We start from the raw sequence: 19,385 nt of genomic DNA, 5'->3' as shown, positions 1-19,385 counted from the left end.
ATTATTCCGAATAAATCATCTTTTCTAAACCTTTTACTGCTTTTTGGTAGAGTGCTTTGCCACCAAATTTTTTGACGATGGAGACTAAACCGCCAAGTGGGCTGAATTGTGGATTTTGTAGAATTTCTGTTTTGGTTAAATCTTGTTTGCCTGATTTGACATATTCATCAAGCAATAATCCTAAAACTTGTTGATTTTCAGGTGGATATTGTTCAACGTAACCACTTTGTTTTACTTTTTCTGCTCTTTCCGTTTTGGTTAGTGGTTTTTTGCCAAATGAAATATGACTTAATACGTCAAAATCTTCAATTTCATCGCTGAAATCACATTTTTTACGCAAAGCCGCCAGCCATTTTGGATCAGTGTAAAATTTAGAGGCAATTTCGTCGTTGTTTGTCCATTCGTGTTGGAAGTTGTGATGGTCGCCAAATTCTTTTTGCATTTCCCGTTGCGAGAACGTGCTGATGTCTTCGCTGACGAGTTCGCCTTGTTCGTTTAGGTATTGCACTTTTTCGTCTAAAATACGTAATGCTAGCTTGCCATAATCAATAATTACTATTTCTTTGTAAGGTTTTGGTTCAGGTTCCCTCACAATATTTTCCGTATTTGAACTATCGCTAATATTAGGTTGCTCTGTTACAGGCTCGATAATGGGGGCACTTTCTGGCACATCTAAAATGACGACAGGTTCACCGTCAAAAGTGGGATCGGCGAATAAACGAGTCACACCACGAAAATCTAAAATAGTAAAAAATTCTTTGCCGACATCAGGGCGAAGACGTGTGCCACGTCCAATAATTTGTTTAAATTCAGTCATTGATTGAATGTTGGCGTCCAATACTACTAATTTGCACGTTTTGCTATCTACGCCCGTTGTCATCAGTTTAGAGGTGACGGCAATGACAGGATAATCTTTGCTTTCATTGCTAATATCGCAAAACTCTTCTAAATCCGCATTTTTATCGGATTGATCCCCTGTGATTTGGCAAACGTATTTTGAATTTTGTTTCATCATATCCGCATTTAATCGAGAAAGTTCGGCGGTCATTCGTTCTGCGTGGTTAATATTGGCACAAAATACTATCGTTTTCTGTAGGCGGTCAGTTTTAGTTAAAAATTCGTTAATACGTTTAGCAACAAGGCGAGTGCGGTCGTTAAGAATAATGTTGTAATCAAAATCTTTAACAGTATATTGTCGATCTTTAATTTCATTGCCGTACTTATCTTTTAGCCCTTTAGTTGGTCGCCAACCCGTTAAATCGCAATCTAAATCAACACGAATTACTCGATAAGGTGCAAGGAAGCCGTCTTCAATCCCTTGTTTTAAACTGTATGTATAAATTGGTTCGCCAAAGTAAGTAATGTTACTGGCATCGTTAGTTTCTTTTGGTGTTGCCGTCATACCAATATGAGTCGCTTCACTAAAATATTCTAGAATGGTTCGCCAGTTGGAATCTTCTTTTGCAGAACCTCGATGACATTCGTCAATTACGATGAGATCAAAGAAAGAAGGTTGAAATTGTTTGAATAGCTCGTTATCAGCTTCTCCGTCAAGTTGTTGATAGAGTGCTAAATAAATTTCATAGGCACTGTCTATCTTTCTATTGCTAACTTTCACCATGTTACTTTTGAAAGGCTTGAAGTCTTGAGTCATTGGCTGATCGACAAGAACGTTGCGGTCAGCCAAAAAGAGAATTTTCTTTTTAGCACCGCTGGCTTTTAATCGATGAATAATTTGAAATGCAGTATAAGTTTTGCCTGTGCCAGTTGCCATGACTAATAAAATGCGTTGCTGACCTTTTGCTACCGCTTCTACTGTACGGTTAATGGCAATTTCTTGATAGTAACGAGGTTCTTTAAAATGATCAGTAGCACTGGTGTAGTAAGGTTGTTGAATAATTTTTAACTCTTCGGCGGTGTATTGTTTTGCCCAGCGTTGGTGCAGTTCATGAGGTGTCGGAAATTGAGACATTGGCAATGTACGTTGAACGCCCGTTGAAAAATCGTGTTCAACAAATTCTGAACCATTTGAACTATAAGCAAAAGGCACATCAAGTAAGCGAGCATACTCCATTGCTTGTTGTAAACCGTGTTGAGCAGTGTGATTATTATCTTTCGCTTCAATAACAGCAATTTTACGATTGGTTGAAGTGTAGAGTAAATAATCAACTCGTTTTGCTTTTAGGCGTTTAGTTTGAGTGGTTTTTGGATCTACGATTATTTGTCCATCAGTAAATTTCGTATTTGCTTTGAAGCTGTACTCTTCGCCAATCTGTCTATCTGACCAGCCCGCTTTTTTTATTGCGGGTGAAATTAATCGAGAACGAATTTCCTGCTCATTCATTTGTTTCAATTCTTGACGCGTATACATAGTTTTCCTTACTACAAGAGATATACCGAGGAAGTATAGCAAAAAAGTGGCTAAAAATTGATATTTAATCAGAAAGAAAAAGCGTTTAAGCTAAAACTGAGAAGAGAAACAAAATGTTTTGCAGCACGATAGCGATTTGCTATCGTGTCTGCATCACGCTTTTAAGTGCTAAATAATTCGTGAAAATTGTTGGCGTTTGGCAAGTTGTCTTGAATAGGTATCAAAACACAAGCAAATATTGCGAATAAGTAACCGCCCTTTAGGAGATACAGTAATGCGATTGTCATCAATTTTGACTAAGTTATCTTCTACCAAAGGTGCTAATAATGCTAAATCTTCTGCAAAATGAGTTTTAAAATCAATATGATATTGTTGTTCAATCGTTTTATAGTCTAATTTAAAATTACAAATTAATTGTTTGATTACATCACGACGCAAGCAATCTTCTTCGGTTAGCACTAGCCCTTTATGTAGAGCGATACCTGTGTTTTCTACTTCCGTATAATAGCGTTTTAACTCTTTTTGATTTTGAGCGTAAGTATCGCCAAGTAAACTGATTGCGGATACTCCTAATCCCAATAAATCACATTCTTCTTGAGTGGTGTAGCCTTGAAAATTGCGATGTAATACACCGCTCTTTTGTGCTAGAGCTAATTCATCATCAGGTTTAGAAAAATGATCCATGCCAATAAATTGATAGCCTGATGAAGTTAGCGTTTCAATTGTTTTTTGTAAGATTGTTAATTTTGTTTCAGGTGCAGGCAATTGGTGATCTTTGATCTTCGCTTGTCCTGCAAAACGACTCGGCAAATGTGCATAATTAAATACGCTTAAACGATGAGGATTTAATTCAATGACTTTTTGTAACGTAAACATAAAGCTGTCTACGGTTTGTAGTGGTAATCCGTAGATCAAATCAAGATTAGTGGATTGAAATCCGAGTTCGTGTGCTTTTTGTAATAAAGCTTGAATAAAGTGTTCATCTTGTTCACGGTTGATCGCTTTTTGTACGTCTTTATTGAAATCTTGCACACCCATGCTGATACGATTGAAGCCAATCTTGCGTAAATGCTCCAACATCGATAGTTCAATCTCTCGCGGATCCATTTCAATACTAATTTCGGCATCATCGGCAATGTTGAAATTATCACGTAGAATTTGCATTAAACGAGCAGATTGTTGTTCTGTTAGATAAGTAGGTGTGCCGCCACCCCAATGTACTTGTGTTGCTATGCGATTACGAAAAAGGACAGAACGAGTTTTAGCTTCTTTTTCTAAGTAATCTAAATAAATATCTGCTTTATGACGATGACGTGTGATAGTTTTGTTACAAGCACAGAAATAACAGAGTTTATGACAAAAAGGAATATGCACATACAGTGAAAGTGGGCGATTAGGATAACGTGTAGTCGCTTGTTGAAAATCGGTTTCAGTGTAATTTTCGTTAAACTCAAGTGCAGTAGGGTAGGACGTATAACGTGGTCCTGATTGGTTATATTTTTGAATTAAAGCTAAGTCCCATTGAATTTCTGACATTGTATTTCCTAGATTTTTTCTACATCAGCTAACAGCTGATCTAATTCCAACATAATTTTTTCTTGTAAATCAGTTTCCGCACGTTCACGTTGCAGATCTAATCGCATTCGTTCATTCCGTTTTAAACTTCGTCTTGCTTCATGAGTAGGCATATCCATCACTATTTCATAGAGTTGATACATCGTTGCGTAGTTTTTTAAACTGGCTCCCATTGGTTCAAGTAGCATTTTCAGTCGGATAACGCCTTCAGAATGATTACAATCGCCTGTTTTCATCGCTTTAATAATAATGACTATGCTTTCTTTTAAGCGAATTTTACGAGCAGAATAAGCGTTGCGAAACGCTTTTTTTTGCTTTTGTAAGGCAAACAACAAATAAAGAGAGTAGCCAAACATGGAGATAACAATTAAGCCTGCTATGGCTAAAACAAAAAATAACCACATAATTATTTAAATTGATTAAGATTAATTTTTTCAAAAGTGCGGTATAAATCTTCGCCGTTTTCTTCATCATCACTAATACCAAGTTGCTCCATTAGTTCAGCGATGCGATCTAAGCATTCGTCAACAAATTGTTGATCTTTTGCGTTTAGCGTTTTACCTGCTTCTAAATCATCTAGTAATTGATTCAGACATTCATTATTTTCGAGCTGTTCTAATTCATGCATTGGATCAAGTGCGGTTGTTTTTTCCTCGACTTTTACGGGCGGAATAGTTTTCCCTTTTTCAGGTTTATTAACAAACTCTACTATTAATGGTACTTTTTTGGTGCTACCAATGCGAGGATCTTTTGTTTCTATTGATACATTATGTTGTGAATTTTCGCCTGAACTATGACGAGATCCTGCCACCATGCCTTTATGTTTACGCTTACGTTTTTCTTCTCGAGCTTTCATGTCAAGTTCATATCGAGTGAGTTTACGCCCTGCACGAGGTTTTACCGTACTTGCACTTGAAGTGCGGTCATCTTTTTTGCGTGTTGGCATCACATCTGTTAATCGGCGAGTTTTTTTCTGACGACTCATAATTTCATCTCTGTTTCATTTTTGAGAAAATTGATTAAATTGTAACATTCAAATACAAAATTCTCACCTTTTGTTTTGAAAGATATTGCCTTACTCACGTTAAAAAGGTGATTTTGCTTGAAAATGTAAAATTTCCTTTGTTAACGGGTGGCGGATTTGTAAGCTTTCAGCATGTAAGCATAACCTTTGCGACATTGCTCTTGCTTGCGGGTGAGCATAAAATTTGTCGCCTAAGATAGGGTGTCCTAAAGCGAGCATATGTAATCGCAATTGGTGCGAACGCCCTGTAATTGGTGTTAATTTGATGCGAGTTTTATTATCACTTAGTCGTTCTAAAACTTGGTAAAAAGTGACCGCTCTTTTGCCTTGCTGAAAGCAAATTTTCTGACGAGGTCTATTTTCCCAATCGCAAATTAATGGCAACTCAACTTTTCCACAGTCCTGTTCAACATGTCCCCACACTAAAGTTTGATAATGTTTTTGAGGTTCTCTTTCACGGAATTGGCGTTTTAGTTCACGGTCTGCCAATTTACTCATGGCAAATAGTAAAATGCCACTGGTTGCCATATCTAATCGATGAGCAGGCTCACAAAAGCCGTATTTGTCTTTTACTCTTGACATTGCACTGTCGTAGTATTGCGGTTTATTACCAGGAACGGAAAGCAAGCCACTCGGTTTATTTACCGCAAGCAAATGATTGTCGTGATAAACTATATCAAGCCAAGGATCTGTTGGGGGATTGTATTCAATTAATGCCATTTTTATTCTTTATTACTTATAATCAGTCGTAAACTATCTAACCGCCAAGTTGCCTGTGTGATTTGTTGTAAAGATAAGCTTAGCTGGTTTTCTAACGTATCAATTTCAGTTTGACGAATATTTTTATTCAGCGCTCGTAATGCTATCAATCGATTTATTTCTGCATTGAGTTGCTGATCAGCCAACGCTTGGGCTTGTAAAATAACCTGTTGGGCTGAACTTTTTGCTTGCCCTTCTGCTTTAAGCAATAATTGCTCAATAGATGGACGTAACATTTTTACAACTTTGTTTGCCATATTTTTACCAATAGGTTTTAACTGACGTTGTAATTTAGCGAAGGATACTTGTTCGGCTAAGTTATTACCTTTTGCATCTAGTAGCAAACGTACTGGTGTTGGCGGTAAGAAGCGAGTTAAATGTAAACCGTGTGGAGCTTGAGTTTCTACTACAAAAATTAGCTCAAGCAATACAGTTCCCGCTGGTAAATTGTTATTTGTTAGCAATGCTACCGCACTTTTGCCAATGTCGCCTGAAGTAATGAGATCAATTCCATTGCGAATCATTGGGTGATCCCAAGTAAAAAATTCTAATTCCTCTCGAGCTAATGCCAGTTGTCGATCAAAAGTAAGAGTGATGCCTTCTTCTTTTAATCCAGGGAAATCAGGTACAAGCATAGTACCCGTAGGGTGAATGACAATAGATTTTTCACCAAGATCTTCTTGTTCAACACCGATAATGTCAAATAAATTTAATGTAAAATTGATCAGTTCATCATTGCCATCTTCAACTGAAATTTTTTCGGCCAATTGCTGTGCTTGTTCTCCGCCATTAGAGTTTAATTCTAATAAACGATCTCGCCCTTGTTCTAATTCAGTTTTTAACATAAGGCGATCTTTTGCGGTACGTTCGATGAAGGCTTTGAAATCTTGTTGCTTAGATTCACAAAGTGCGGTTGCATTTTGTAAAAATTGTTGTAGCTCATTTCCTAATTTAGCAAATAAAGTGGCTCCCATTGGGCAAGTTTCTTCAAAAGCATTAAGCCCTTCATGGTACCAGCGAGCAAGCAATATTTGCGGTGTATTTGTAAAACAAGGAACATGGATCTCAATATCTCGACGTTGACCAATACGATCTAAACGACCAATACATTGTTCCAATAAATCAACATTGTCAGGTAAATTAAATAACACTAAATGACAAGCAAATTGGAAATTTCGTCCCTCTGATCCAATACTTGATGTAAGCAAAATTTGAGCACCATTTTCTTGTTGTGCAAAGTAAGCCGAAGCTCTATCTCGTTCTACAATAGTCATTTTTTCATGGAATACTGCACTACGAATTCCCTCTTTTTCACGTAATGCTTGCTCCAGTTGAATAGCTGTCGTTGCCTGATGACAAATTACTAGGACTTTTTCATCTGTATGATTTCTTAAAAAAGTAATGAGCCATTCTACACGAGGATCAAAATCCCACCAGCTAGCATCTTGATTAACTTTTTGGAACATTTTTTCTGGATAAAAGAGATCCATCGGCTGATGATCGCCAAACATATTTAGTACTTTTGCCGCATTTTGATATTGATCAGGCAAATTTAAATTGATTTGATGATAAGTGCGGCGTGGAAATCCTTTTACTCCTTGTCTAGTATTACGAAACAGAATTCGGCTTGTTCCATGTCGATCAAGTAAATTATCAATCAACTCTTGTCGAGCAAGATCTCTTTGCTCTTGATAAGCATCCGAGTTGATTGCTTTTAGCATTGGTTCAATGTTTTGTTCTGATAATAATTCAGTTAGTTGATTTTGTTCATCATTATTCAACCATTTATCAGTTAATAAAGTTTGCACAGCATTTGCTACAGGTCGATAATGTTTTTGTTCTTCTATGAAAGCTGCATAATCATAAAAACGGTCAGGATCAAGTAAATGTAATCGAGCAAAATGACTTTCCATGCCTAGTTGCTCTGGTGTTGCGGTTAATAGCAATACAGCTGGAATTTTATGAGCAAGGCTTTTGATAAAAGCGTATTCAGGACTTGCTTGTTGAGGCGACCACTGTAAGTGATGAGCCTCATCAACAATCAATAAATCAAAATCGCATTGGTGCAGTTGATTGGCTCGATTTGGTTTTGATATTAACCAGTCTAGAGAACAGAGAATGAAGTTTTCAGTATCAAATGGATTAATTTTTTGAATTTCTACCGCACTTTCATTTTGACTATCAAAATCGCTACAGCGTTCCTCGTCAAACAAAGCAAAGTGCAAATTAAACCGTCTGAGCATTTCTACTAGCCATTGATGCTGTAGGCTTTCAGGTACGATAATCACCGCTCGTTGTACTTTTTCAGAGAAAATTTGCTGTTGGAGAATCATTCCTGCTTCAATAGTTTTACCTAATCCTACTTCGTCAGCAAGTAGTACACGAGGTGCAACACGTTGTCCAACTTCTTTGGCTATATGTAATTGGTGGGGAATTAATCCTGCACGTGTTCCTCGTAATCCACGTAGCGGTGACTGGAATTGAGCTTGCTGATGTTTCAATGCTTGATAACGTAAAGCAAAATGATCTGAACGATCGATTTGTGCGGAAAATAATCTTTCTTGTGGTTTACTAAATGAAATATGATGAGCTAACTCTGTTTCACAAACAGGGATTTGCTCTCCTAATTGAACATTTTCAACTAAGTAAAATAGCAATGATTTTTGCTCCATTATTTCTTTTACTTCTCCTTGCCAGCCTGTTTTATGGCAGATTTTATCGCCTTGTTGAAAGCGTACTCGAGCGAGTGGGGCATTTTCAATGGCGTAGATTCTTACTTCTTCCGTAGCAGGAAAAGAAATGGTAACTTTACGTAAATCAAGAGCAGTGATAATGCCTAAACCTAGACTACTTTCACTTTCACTGATCCAACGTTGACCGATAGCAAAAGACATAATGTTTCTCTGTATTTGATTGTAAAAAGGGCGCTATTCTAACTATCTTTATCATAAAAATAAATGAAAAATATATCAATTTATTGCGAAATTGTTGTTAATAAGATCAACTAATTAGTCCTTGACATTTAAAAAAACAAGGTGTAAAAATCAAGAAAGTGTTTATATTTAAAGGAAATTGTATGAATTACGCTGATATGATTAAGAAAGAATTGTTTGGTGGTTGGAAACCGTTTGAGGTGATTTGGTTAGCTATTTTTTTGATTGCACAAATTTACGCTTATGTTGTTTCTCCCGACTCAATTTTAGCAATGATTTCTGGCATTGCAGGGATAATTTGCGTTGTGTTTGTAGGTAAAGGGAAAATCAGTAATTATTTATTTGGGTTGATTTTTGCTTATACTTATTTTTATGTTGCGTTAGGCAATAAATTCTATGGTGAGATGAACACGACATTATATGTTTATATCCCCGCTCAATTTATTGGTTATTTCTTATGGAAAGCTAACATGACTAAGGCTGAGGGAGAAACAGAAGCTGTAGTTGCAAAAATTTTAACAGTAAAAGGTTGGTTAGGATTAATAAGTGCGGTGGTTATTGGTTCAGTCGCATTTATTTACACATTGAGTTTTACTGATGGAAATTCTATCGGTTTAGATGGTGTAACTACTGTATTAGTAGTTGCGGCTCAGTTATTAATGATCTTACGTTATCGTGAACAATGGATTTTGTGGATTATTATTAATATTCTTTCTATTGTATTGTGGGCTGAAACACCAGCTATGTACTTGATGTTTGGAGCTTATTTACTTAATTCCCTATATGGTTATTACAACTGGTCAAAATTAGCAAAAGCAAAACTAGAAATTGTATAAAAATAAACCGATCTTTGTTAAGGGTATGTAAAAAAGGCTTGGATTTCCAAGCCTTTTGCTATTTATAGTGATATAAAAATTAATCACCAAGACGTTCTTTAATACGTGCAGATTTACCTGAACGTTCACGTAAGTAGTAAAGTTTCGCTTTACGAACCGCACCTTTACGTTTTACAGTAATGCTATCTAAAACTGGTGAATGAGTTTGGAATACACGCTCAACACCTACGCCATTAGAAATTTTACGCAATGTGAAAGCACTGTGTAAGCCACGATTACGAATAGCAATAACTACGCCTTCGAAAGCTTGCAAACGGCGTTTGCTACCTTCTACTACCCATACTTTAACTTCCAAAGTATCACCAGGGCGGAAGCTCGGCACGTTTTGTTTTAATTGTTCTTGTTCAATTTGTTTAATGATGTTACTCATTTTTAATAATCCTATTTTTCCTAGTATTAACTGAAATTACTGTATTCAGATTTTATCTGATTTAACAGCTTACGTTGTTCGTCAGTCAGAGCTAGGCTTTCCAATAGCTCAGCTCGGCGTAACCAAGTTCTTGTTAGCGATTGTTTTAATCTCCATTTACGGATTTCTTCGTGATTGCCTGACATAAGTACAGGTGGTACAGCTAAACCTTCTAATACTTCTGGACGTGTGTAGTGTGGGCAATCTAATAACCCTTCAGCAAAAGAATCTTCTAATGCTGAGGCTTGTTTTCCTAACACACCGGGAACAAACCTTGCAACAGCGTCAACTAACGCCATTGCGGCTAATTCTCCACCAGTCAGTACATAATCACCGATAGACCATTCTTCATCGATTTCTGTTTCGATTAGGCGTTCATCAATACCTTCGTATCGTCCGCAAACCAAAATTAGTTTTTGATTTTGTGACAAATTTTGTACGCCAGATTGATCTAATTTTCGTCCTTGTGGAGAAAGGTAAATTACCTTTACTCCATCTCCTGCTTCTGCTTTAGCTGCTCGAATAGCATCACGTAAAGGTTGCACCATCATTAGCATACCTGGTCCGCCACCATAGGGACGGTCATCCACAGTTTTATGCTTATCAACAGCGAAATCTCTCGGATTCCAGCACCGCACTTGCAAAAGATTTTGTCTAACCGCTCGTCCTGTTACACCGTATTCCGTAATAGCTTTAAACATTTCAGGAAACAATGAAACGATACCTACCCACATTGTTATACTCCTAATTGTTGTTTGCCTAAATAGCAAAAGCTTACGTCATACCTGAGATTAGAAACCAGCATCCCAATCCACTTCTATAATTTTAGCGGAGGGATCGACTCTTTTAACTACTTGTCCATACAAAAACGGTATTAGTCGTTCTTGTTTACCAAAGGCATCTTTGCTACTTGCTCGTACAACTAATACATCATTAGAGCCTGTTTCCATCATTTCAGATACTTTTCCCATTACATAGCCTTGTTGATTAATTACTTCACAACCAATTAAGTCATGCCAGTAATAATCACCGTCTTCTAGTATTGGAAGTACACTCAAATCTACACCAATTTCAACATTAGTGAGAGTTTGAGCAGTTTCACGGTCATTGACTTGCTTTAATTTTACAATTAATTCGTGATTATGATGTTTCCAACTTTCTAATTCAGTAGGTTGCCACTTACCTTTGATTTTTAAAAACCAAGGTTGATAGTCAAAAATACTTTCAGCTTGTTCTGTTGATGAATAAACACGCAACCAACCGCGAATGCCATATGTTGAACCTAATTTGCCAACGATACCAATTCTTTGTTGTTCCATTTTACTCACCTTTTAAAACTTAACGCATCGATTTAAAATAAAATTAAGCGTTTGCTTTTCTTGCTTCTTTTACTAATGAAGCTACACGATCAGATAAAGTCGCACCTTTACTTATCCAAGCATCAACAAGATCTAGATCGATTCTTAAACGTTCAGCTTTACCAGTTGCTAGTGGGTTAAAGAAACCAACACGTTGAATAAAGCGACCGTCACGCGGACTACGGCTATCAGCCGCAACGATTTGATAAAATGGGCGTTTTTTAGCTCCGCCACGAGATAAACGAATGACTACCATAATTTTCCTCTAAGTCATTATTTCTAAAAGAAAACCTACATTTAACATGCAAGAATGCTTACTTTTTTCTCTGTATATATAGACAAAAAGCCTGTGGATTTTACTCTTTTTTGCAGATAAATCAAGCAAAATTGTGTTTATTTTATACTTATTTCTTCTTAAATTTGTCCCAAACTTTGCCTTCTTGATGTCGCCACAGTCGCTGAATATTGTCATGATGACGATAAATTAATAGACAGCAAACCATCGCCACAGGGAAAGTAAATTCAGGCTTAATCCACCATACGACGAAAGGAATAATAATGGCAGAAATTACCGCACTTAGCGATGAATAGCCTGTAAGTAAAAAGACTAGCAACCAACAACCAAGCATTGTACCAGCAACTCCCCACGAAATGGGGGCAATTGAACCAAATGCTGTTGCAACACCTTTTCCGCCTTTGAATTTAAAGAAAATAGGGAATATATGCCCTAAACAAGCACCAAGTGCGGTCATTCCTAGTTCAAATTGAGTTAAACCTAAATAATAACCTGCCCATACAGGTAGCATGCCTTTTAAAATATCAAAAATGAGTACGGATAAAGCAGCCCAACGTCCTCCAATACGCAATACATTGGTCGCACCAGGATTATTTGAACCGTTCTTGCGAGGATCAGGCAACCCCAACATTTGACATAATAAAATTGCACTAGAAATTGAACCTAACAAATAGGCAAGTAGCATATAAAAAAGGGCGAAAATGCTCATTTTCTTAACCTGATAACGAAAAGGAAAATTTTGTTCGTCTATTGTACATAAAGTTGATAATATACTCTAACAGAATTTTAGGAGGGCTCATGCGAGATTTTGTTTTTATCGAAGGATTAACCGTTTTTGCTCAAATAGGGGTGTATGATTGGGAGCAACAAATTAAGCAAAAACTGATTTTTGACATCGAAATGGCTTGGGATACACGGAAAGCAGGGCGGACAGATGATGTTGCTTTTTGCTTGAATTATGCAGAAGTAAGCGAGTTTATTATTAATTATGTGCAATCTAAACCCTTTTTATTGATTGAGCGAGTTGCTAATGAAGTAGCTGAACAACTGCAACGGTATTTCCATATTGATTGGATAAAGCTTAAGTTAAGTAAGCCGAGTGCAGTTGCTCAAGCTAATAGCGTTGGCGTGATTATTACAAGAGAGCGTTAATCAAATTTACTTAGCGTTAGTTGGTTTTCTTCGTTTACCCACATTTTTACTATCTTTATGGCGTAACTTTATTTTTTTCTTTTGTTCGACTTTTTTCTTTTCTAAAGCTTTTTCTTTTATGCGAGCTTTTTGTTTTTTGCTGAGAGTTTTTACCTCACCATCTTTAGGTGCTTTTGTTCGAGGTGCTAACCCTTCAATAATGCGAGGTTTTAGTGGCTCGCCAGTGTAACGTTTAATTTTACCAAGATATTTATAATCATGAGCTTCAACAAAAGAAATTGCCGAGCCTTTTTTGCCTGCTCTTGCTGTACGACCAATACGGTGTAAATAAGTATCTGCACTAAAAGGTAGATCAAAATTAATAACATGGCTAATATCATCAATATCAATGCCACGAGCGGCGAGATCAGTTGAAACTAGAACTGTTACAACATTATTTTTTAATCGAGAAATTGCTGTATTACGTTGAGTTTGCGACATTTCTCCCTCTAGACAAGTACTGCGAATACCTCGTTTGCGTAATATCTCTGAAAGTGACCGCACTTGCTCGCGATGGCGTACAAAGACAATACCACGCTGAACCTGTTCTTTTTCAATAAAACGAGCAAGTAGTTTTATTTTATGTTCTTGGCTATCGCAATGGTAATACCACTGGTGAATTTTTTTGCGTTCACGGCGGCTAGGTTCTGCGTTAATTTGAACAGGATTATCCAGTAGGCGGTTTGCAAAATCTTCAAAAAACTCGCCTTCTAGCGTAGCTGAAAATAGCATAGTTTGCTTTCTCCAACGAGTTTCAGCAGCAATTTTTTCAGCATCTTGTCCAAATCCCATTTGTAGCATGCGATCTGCTTCATCAAAAATCAAAATTTCAACTGCACGACAATCAAAATTTTCTTCTTTAATGTATTGCAATAGCCGTCCTGGTGTTGCTACTACTAGACCTTGATTGGAATTAAACACTTCACCATGATTTTGATATGCGACTCCACCTGTAATTGTGGCAACTTTTAATGGCGTAAATATAGCTAAGTCTTGAGCTTGTTCGCTCACTTGGAGTGCTAATTCTCTCGTTGGTGTTAGAATTAATACACGTGGTGGACCAGGTTTACGACGAGGGTAATCTAACAAGTGTTGCAATGCAGGCAGTAAAAATGCTACTGTTTTTCCTGTGCCAGTTGGAGCTGAACCTAGAACATCTTTTTGATCCATTGCAACGGGAATGGTATTTTGCTGAATGGTAGTGGGCTGTTTATACCCTTTCTTTGCTATCGCTTTTAGTAATTCAGGTGCGAGATCGAAGTGTTCAAATTGTGATATTATCATAATGAGTCAGAAAATCGTTAAAACTGGTAAAATTATACCGCACTTTGTGAATTATGTATGTGGATATTTTTAGGAAATAGAGTATGTTGAGTAACAAAGACTTTTGTTTTAAGCAATTTGCTATTAGTCAGGAACGATGTGCGATGAAAGTAGGAACAGATGGCGTATTGCTGGGAGCATGGGTGAATGTGCATAATGTAAAAAATATCCTTGATCTAGGTACTGGTACTGCTTTACTCGCATTAATGTTAGCCCAACGTGTGAAAAATTGTAAAATAAGTGCGGTAGAAATTGATGAAGGTGCTTTTTTACAAGCTAGAGAAAATATTCAGCGATCTCCTTGGGCTGAAAAAATTAATATCTATCACCAAGACATCGCAGACTTTACGCAAAAGTGCGGTGAAAAATTTGATTTGATTGTTGCAAATCCTCCTTATTTTTCAAAAGGAGTAGCTTGTAGTAGTTTAGCTCGTGAGCAAGCACGCTACATACAAAGTTATTCGCATTTAGATTGGTTAAATATGGCGGAGAGTTGCCTTGCACCAAAAGGTCGTATTTGTTTTGTACTACCCTATCTAACGGGGGAAATTTTACAAAAACAAACCGCACTTTATTGTGTTGAACGTTGTGATGTCACTACTAAAAGTGGTAAGCAACCACAACGTATGTTATTGACTTTTAGCAAAATTTTTCAACCAATTAAGAAAACTAATTTGACAATTTATAATGAACAAAACCAGTATAGTAAAGATTTTGTCGCACTAACAAAAGACTTTTATCTGAAATTTTAATCAATTAGACCAGACTTTTGTAAAAAATTATATACTCCATGCTCTTCTACATGGTCTGTAATGTAATCCGCTTTTTCTTTCAGTGTATCATGTGCATTACCCATTGCGACACCCACACCGACAGTTTGGAACATTTCTACGTCATTTAAACCATCACCAAATGCCATTGCATTTTCTATTTGTAACCCAAAGTGTTGTAATACCGCATTAATACCTCTCGCTTTTGAGCCATCTGCATCCAATATATCAACAGAGTTTTCATGCCAACGTACAGTTTTCAAACCATCTAATAAATTAGCGGCTAGCACAGTAGGCTCTTGCTGTAAATTATAAAAAGGTAGCATTTGATATACTACATTGTTTTTAAAGAAGTTTTTATCTACGATATAATTTGTTGTTACACTATTTAATGCCCCCTGAAGCATGGTTGTTTTTGCAGAAACTGCTATTTGCTGATGTCCTACAAAACCGTAGGCAATATCTTGTTGCTCAAAGAATTCCGTCAACTTTTGTAATTTTCCTGTATCAATTGGATAGTGAGTTAAAATGTGATCTTTGTGGTAAGTAAATTGACCATTGATAGTGACAAAAGTGTCCATTTGTTCTTCTATTAACATCTGATTTAATTTTTGTGGAAAAGAACATCGACTTCGTCCTGTTGCAATTACTGTTTTAATGCCATTTGCGTGTAGCTTTTGAATTGCAGGTTGTACACTTTTAACCAGTAAATCTTTGCTTCTAACGAATAATGTATCATCAATATCAAAGAAGACGATTTTAATTTGATCACGAAAATTTGGAATAGTCATTATTTTTCCTTTTAGTATATTTGAGCAGTATTTTAGCATTTTTGCGATCAAGATCGACAAAATTAGCCCCTAGAAGAATTAAAAATTTATTAATCTTAATTTATTTATTTGAAGGGCAAAATAAAATGAATCTATTAGGATTTTGTTGTATCAATTGTGGTAAAAAATTGGCGATAAGTTCGCATGGAATATGCAGTTTATGTAATAAAAGTATTGTGCGTTATCCTTATTGTGGATGTTGCGGTTCAAAATTGACAAAAAATAACAGCAAGTGCGGTTATTGTTTACAAAATGATCCTATGTGGAATCAAATGGTGATTATAGGATCTTATAATGAACCGCTCTCTATGCTTATCCACCGCTTTAAATTTCAAAATCAATTTTGGCTTGACCGCACTTTAGCTCGATTGCTATTAATTGCTATTTATCAAGCAAGACGAACACATCAATTGAAGCTCCCTGATGTTATTTTACCCGTTCCTTTACACCATTTTAGACAATGGAAAAGAGGGTATAATCAAGCCGAATTATTAGCTAGACCAATTGCTAAGTGGTTAAATATTCCTATACGAAATGATCTTATTAAACGAAATAAAAATACGCCAACACAGCGAGGATTGAACTCAACAGAACGGCGTAAAAATCTTAAAAATGCATTTAAAATCAGTGAAAAATTAAAAAATTATAGTTATTCTTCGGTGGCTTTAGTTGATGATGTGATTACTACAGGTAGCACACTTAATGAAATCGCTAAACTACTTCGTCAACAAGGTATTTCTCATATTCAAGTATGGGGGTTGGCTCGAGCATAAAATAACATAACTTGCTAATTACAATGATAGTAAAATAACGCTGGAAAAAAACGCAATCTAGCGGTATTATTTCCGAGTTTTTAACTCAAGTATTTTAGTTAGGATTTTTTATGCAGAAAATTATGATTTCTGATGCTGCTCAAGCTCATTTTCGTAAATTGCTTGATCAACAAGAAGATGGCACGAATATTCGTATTTTTGTTGTCAATCCAGGTACGCCAAGTGCAGAATGTGGAGTATCGTATTGCCCTCCAAATTCCGTAGAAGCCAATGATACAGAAATGAAATATGATACTTTTTCCGCTTTTGTCGATGAAATTAGTCTGCCATTTTTGGAAGATGCGGAAATTGATTATGTAAAAGAAGATGTGAATGCTCAGCTAACCTTAAAAGCACCTAATGCTAAAATGCGAAAAGTAGCTGATGATGCCCCTTTGATTGAACGAGTAGAGTATGTAATCCAAACTCAAATAAATCCTCAATTAGCAGGGCATGGTGGACATATTACGTTAATTGAAATCACAGACGAAGGTGAAGCAATTCTACAATTTGGTGGAGGCTGTAATGGTTGTTCAATGGTTGATGTTACTTTAAAAGATGGTATTGAGAAACAACTAATTAGCCTATTTCCAAATGAATTAAAAGGTGCAAAAGACGTTACTGAACATCGTCGTGGTGATCATTCTTACTTCTAACCACCTTGTTTTAAGGTAGTATCTTCATTAGTAGGCGGAATACTTCTTCTGCCTTGATTTCAGCCATATTTTGCCCTTGTAAATGAAACTGATTTTTACCATAAGTACCAATGAGTTTTGGGTCAGTGGCTCCGTAAAGAGTTACATTCGTTTTATCTAAAGCAGCCGTTAAATGAGCCAAGCCAGTATCCACAGATACAACAGCAATAGAGTTGATGATTTCGGTTGCTAATTCCGTCAAGTTCAATTTTGGTAAAATTATGCAATTTTTTAAGTTTTTAGTAATTTGCTCAGCTTGTCGTCTTTCTTTTTCATTATTCCAAGGTAAACGAATTTGATATCCAAGTGCGGTTAATTTTTGTGCTAAATTTCGCCATTCTTCAATAAGCCAAAATTTATCTGATCTAGTAGTTGCGTGAAAAAATAAAATGTACGGTTCTTCAAATCTTGTTTTTATGAAATGCGTAGCTATAGCGTAATCAGGAAGTGTTTGTGGATAGGGATACCCTAGACTCTGAGCAAACAGTTGGCGAATACGTTCAACAGCATGTTGTTGATAATCAATGAAAAACTTTTTATCATAAAAATAACTTGCGATAGGTTCTCTTGCACACTGCTTGTCATAACCATATTTAATGCCGTTAGTAAAATATGTAATTAGTGCGGCACTCTTAATTAAGCCTTGAGCATCAATGACAGCATCATAATAATCACTTTGCAAAAAAATGCGACAACTTTGCCACTCATGCCATGTAACACTAGAAAATAAGTTTTTTCTCCAGCGACGAATAGCGACAGGTAAAATATTGCGTATTGCTGAATGCCATCGTGGAATTTCAGCAAAATCCTCTTCGAGTACCCAATCTACTTCTAAATTTTCGATCGCATGTTGTGCATCAGTTAACGCTGGTAATGTGTGGATTATATCGCCCATTGACGAAGTCTTTATTAAACAAATTTTCATTTTAGCAAGTCACTTAATTTTTCAATCACCAAGTGCGGTTGAATATCGATCAAGCTTTGATGATAACCTTCAGCACTATCTGTTCCTTTACGAATTTTAATTAAATCTCCTTTAATTAAACGGATTATTACCGCTTTTTCTGATAAAGGAGGCGTATATTGTGGACTAGTTGGTCCATAAAGTGCAAGTAGAGGACAGTTCACTGCTGCAGCTACGTGCATTAAACCACTATCATTTGTAACAATTGCTCGACAATCCGCAATGAGATCTACTGCCTGACTAAGAGAAGTTTTTCCTGCTAAGTTTGTACAAAATGGTCGTAAATTTTCAGGTAAACTTAAGCGGATATCCTCACTTATTGTATGATCTTTTTTTGAACCAAATAATCTAATCGCAAAATTTTGCTTAATTAACGCTTTTGCGAGATTAGCGTAATGATAATGGGGCCAACGTTTGGCGGGACCAAATTCTGCACCAGGACAGAAACCGATAGCTAAACGCCCTTCTTCTGATGATAATTGCGAGGCGAAATATTGCTTAGTTTCAAAAATATCATCTTGATTTACTGTCAAATAGGGTGTTGGACATAGTAAATTTTTTGCTGTTGGTATCGAATTTTTTTCGTAGCCTAGAGCGACATAACGTTGCACCATCATTGGATAGTCTTTTTTATTGTGTCGTAAATCATTTAAGAATATGTAACGACTTTCGCCTTTCCATCCCCTGCGGATCGGAATTTTAGCAAAGAAAGGAATAAATGCCGATTTTAAGGAGTTAGGTAAGATAATCGCCATATCGTATTGATCTCTTAGTGATTTTCCAATTTTATAGCGTTCTCTTAATGAAAAATCCCCATGTCCGAGTGGCATTTCTAATGATTGTCTTACTTCGGGCATTCTATCTAAAAGTGGTTTACACCAATTCGAAGCAAGCACATCAATTATGCAATTTGGGTATTGTACTTTCAGGGTTTGATATAGGCTATGTGACATCATCATATCACCAACCCAAGAAGGTCCAATCACTAAAATATTCATATTTCCTCCGTTGCTTTTTGTGCAACTAAGCTATTTGGTGTTGTTAGCATTGAGTTCTTTGTTTAACATATTGTTGCTCATATTAAGGCGAGTTTTTATTCGATTTATCACTAAAAGTGCGGTCGTTTTTTATCAGATATTTTTCAGCGTTTGCTATAAACGGAATTAAATTAGCTAGTTGT

20 protein-coding genes are annotated in these 19,385 nt (G+C 36.4%); 5 read left to right on the top strand and 15 right to left on the bottom strand.

Features of this window, described 5'->3' with window-relative positions:
- Position 1: 1 nt before the first annotated feature.
- The 6 genes from hsdR to rapA all read right to left on the bottom strand — a co-directional run bounded on the left by hsdR (position 2) and on the right by rapA (position 8,623).
- Positions 2-2,371: an EcoAI/FtnUII family type I restriction enzme subunit R gene (hsdR, locus tag ACFQ02_RS04560; protein ID WP_380819899.1), complete on the bottom strand. Its 2,370-nt coding sequence runs from the start codon at positions 2,369-2,371 to the stop codon at positions 2-4.
- A gap of 168 nt (positions 2,372-2,539) precedes the next feature.
- Entirely contained in the window at positions 2,540-3,907 is a 1,368-nt protein-coding gene (gene hemN / locus ACFQ02_RS04555) for an oxygen-independent coproporphyrinogen III oxidase (RefSeq protein WP_380819897.1), read from the bottom strand.
- A gap of 8 nt (positions 3,908-3,915) precedes the next feature.
- Positions 3,916-4,350, bottom strand: a complete 435-nt coding sequence (locus ACFQ02_RS04550) for a DUF2489 domain-containing protein (RefSeq protein WP_380819895.1) — start codon at positions 4,348-4,350, stop codon at positions 3,916-3,918.
- A 2-nt stretch (positions 4,351-4,352) separates the two neighbouring features.
- Positions 4,353-4,931: a Der GTPase-activating protein YihI gene (gene yihI, locus ACFQ02_RS04545; protein ID WP_380819893.1), complete on the bottom strand. Its 579-nt coding sequence runs from the start codon at positions 4,929-4,931 to the stop codon at positions 4,353-4,355.
- A gap of 99 nt (positions 4,932-5,030) precedes the next feature.
- Entirely contained in the window at positions 5,031-5,690 is a 660-nt protein-coding gene (rluA, locus tag ACFQ02_RS04540) for a bifunctional tRNA pseudouridine(32) synthase/23S rRNA pseudouridine(746) synthase RluA (RefSeq protein WP_380819891.1), read from the bottom strand.
- 2 nt (positions 5,691-5,692) lie between these two features.
- Positions 5,693-8,623, bottom strand: coding sequence for an RNA polymerase-associated protein RapA (gene rapA / locus ACFQ02_RS04535; protein WP_380819889.1), 2,931 nt, complete (start codon positions 8,621-8,623; stop codon positions 5,693-5,695).
- A gap of 182 nt (positions 8,624-8,805) precedes the next feature.
- On the opposite strand from rapA, the gene pnuC reads away from it, so the two are divergent.
- Positions 8,806-9,498 (top strand): nicotinamide riboside transporter PnuC, encoded by a 693-nt coding sequence (pnuC, locus tag ACFQ02_RS04530; RefSeq protein WP_380819887.1) that lies wholly within the window; start codon positions 8,806-8,808, stop codon positions 9,496-9,498.
- Positions 9,499-9,577: 79 nt separating this feature from the next.
- On the opposite strand, the gene rplS is transcribed toward pnuC, so the two are convergent.
- From rplS to plsY, 5 genes are all read right to left on the bottom strand, one after another.
- Positions 9,578-9,928, bottom strand: coding sequence for a 50S ribosomal protein L19 (gene rplS, locus ACFQ02_RS04525; protein ID WP_380819885.1), 351 nt, complete (start codon positions 9,926-9,928; stop codon positions 9,578-9,580).
- A gap of 26 nt (positions 9,929-9,954) precedes the next feature.
- Positions 9,955-10,701 (bottom strand): tRNA (guanosine(37)-N1)-methyltransferase TrmD, encoded by a 747-nt coding sequence (trmD, locus tag ACFQ02_RS04520; RefSeq protein WP_380819883.1) that lies wholly within the window; start codon positions 10,699-10,701, stop codon positions 9,955-9,957.
- A 57-nt stretch (positions 10,702-10,758) separates the two neighbouring features.
- On the bottom strand, positions 10,759-11,286 hold the full coding sequence (rimM, locus tag ACFQ02_RS04515) for a ribosome maturation factor RimM (protein WP_380819880.1): 528 nt from the start codon (positions 11,284-11,286) through the stop codon (positions 10,759-10,761).
- 43 nt (positions 11,287-11,329) lie between these two features.
- Entirely contained in the window at positions 11,330-11,581 is a 252-nt protein-coding gene (gene rpsP / locus ACFQ02_RS04510) for a 30S ribosomal protein S16 (RefSeq protein ID WP_380819877.1), read from the bottom strand.
- A 148-nt stretch (positions 11,582-11,729) separates the two neighbouring features.
- Positions 11,730-12,329: a glycerol-3-phosphate 1-O-acyltransferase PlsY gene (gene plsY / locus ACFQ02_RS04505; RefSeq protein WP_380819875.1), complete on the bottom strand. Its 600-nt coding sequence runs from the start codon at positions 12,327-12,329 to the stop codon at positions 11,730-11,732.
- 89 nt (positions 12,330-12,418) lie between these two features.
- On the opposite strand from plsY, the gene folB reads away from it, so the two are divergent.
- The gene (gene folB, locus ACFQ02_RS04500) at positions 12,419-12,772 is read left to right on the top strand and encodes a dihydroneopterin aldolase (RefSeq protein ID WP_380819872.1); all 354 of its coding nucleotides are present in this window, start codon (positions 12,419-12,421) and stop codon (positions 12,770-12,772) included.
- 6 nt (positions 12,773-12,778) lie between these two features.
- Here the strand turns inward: folB and srmB are convergent, their stop codons facing one another.
- Positions 12,779-14,095, bottom strand: coding sequence for an ATP-dependent RNA helicase SrmB (gene srmB, locus ACFQ02_RS04495; RefSeq protein ID WP_380819869.1), 1,317 nt, complete (start codon positions 14,093-14,095; stop codon positions 12,779-12,781).
- Between the two features lie 83 nt (positions 14,096-14,178).
- On the opposite strand from srmB, the gene ACFQ02_RS04490 reads away from it, so the two are divergent.
- Positions 14,179-14,886, top strand: coding sequence for a tRNA1(Val) (adenine(37)-N6)-methyltransferase (locus tag ACFQ02_RS04490; protein ID WP_380819866.1), 708 nt, complete (start codon positions 14,179-14,181; stop codon positions 14,884-14,886).
- On the opposite strand, the gene ACFQ02_RS04485 is transcribed toward ACFQ02_RS04490, so the two are convergent.
- Entirely contained in the window at positions 14,883-15,695 is an 813-nt protein-coding gene (locus tag ACFQ02_RS04485; protein WP_380819864.1) for a Cof-type HAD-IIB family hydrolase, read from the bottom strand. The genes ACFQ02_RS04490 and ACFQ02_RS04485 overlap by 4 nt on opposite strands.
- A gap of 125 nt (positions 15,696-15,820) precedes the next feature.
- On the opposite strand from ACFQ02_RS04485, the gene ACFQ02_RS04480 reads away from it, so the two are divergent.
- Together ACFQ02_RS04480 and nfuA are read left to right on the top strand one after the other, a co-directional pair.
- Positions 15,821-16,507, top strand: a complete 687-nt coding sequence (locus ACFQ02_RS04480; protein ID WP_380819861.1) for a phosphoribosyltransferase family protein — start codon at positions 15,821-15,823, stop codon at positions 16,505-16,507.
- A gap of 110 nt (positions 16,508-16,617) precedes the next feature.
- A complete protein-coding gene (nfuA, locus tag ACFQ02_RS04475) occupies positions 16,618-17,202 on the top strand; it encodes a Fe-S biogenesis protein NfuA (protein WP_380819858.1) in 585 nt (194 codons plus the stop codon).
- Between the two features lie 10 nt (positions 17,203-17,212).
- On the opposite strand, the gene rfaC is transcribed toward nfuA, so the two are convergent.
- Both rfaC and waaF read right to left on the bottom strand, forming a co-directional pair.
- A complete protein-coding gene (gene rfaC / locus ACFQ02_RS04470; protein ID WP_380819855.1) occupies positions 17,213-18,166 on the bottom strand; it encodes a lipopolysaccharide heptosyltransferase RfaC in 954 nt (317 codons plus the stop codon).
- Complete coding sequence (gene waaF, locus ACFQ02_RS04465; RefSeq protein ID WP_380819852.1) at positions 18,163-19,203, bottom strand: lipopolysaccharide heptosyltransferase II; 1,041 nt, start codon at positions 19,201-19,203, stop codon at positions 18,163-18,165. Before waaF ends, rfaC begins: the two co-directional genes overlap by 4 nt.
- Positions 19,204-19,385 lie beyond the last annotated feature (182 nt).

It is taken from the genome of Seminibacterium arietis (genome assembly GCF_042675725.1).
Classification (GTDB): domain Bacteria; phylum Pseudomonadota; class Gammaproteobacteria; order Enterobacterales; family Pasteurellaceae; genus Seminibacterium; species Seminibacterium arietis.
The sequence above is the reverse complement of the archived record's forward strand: the minus strand, read 5'-3'. Positions and strand labels throughout refer to the sequence as shown.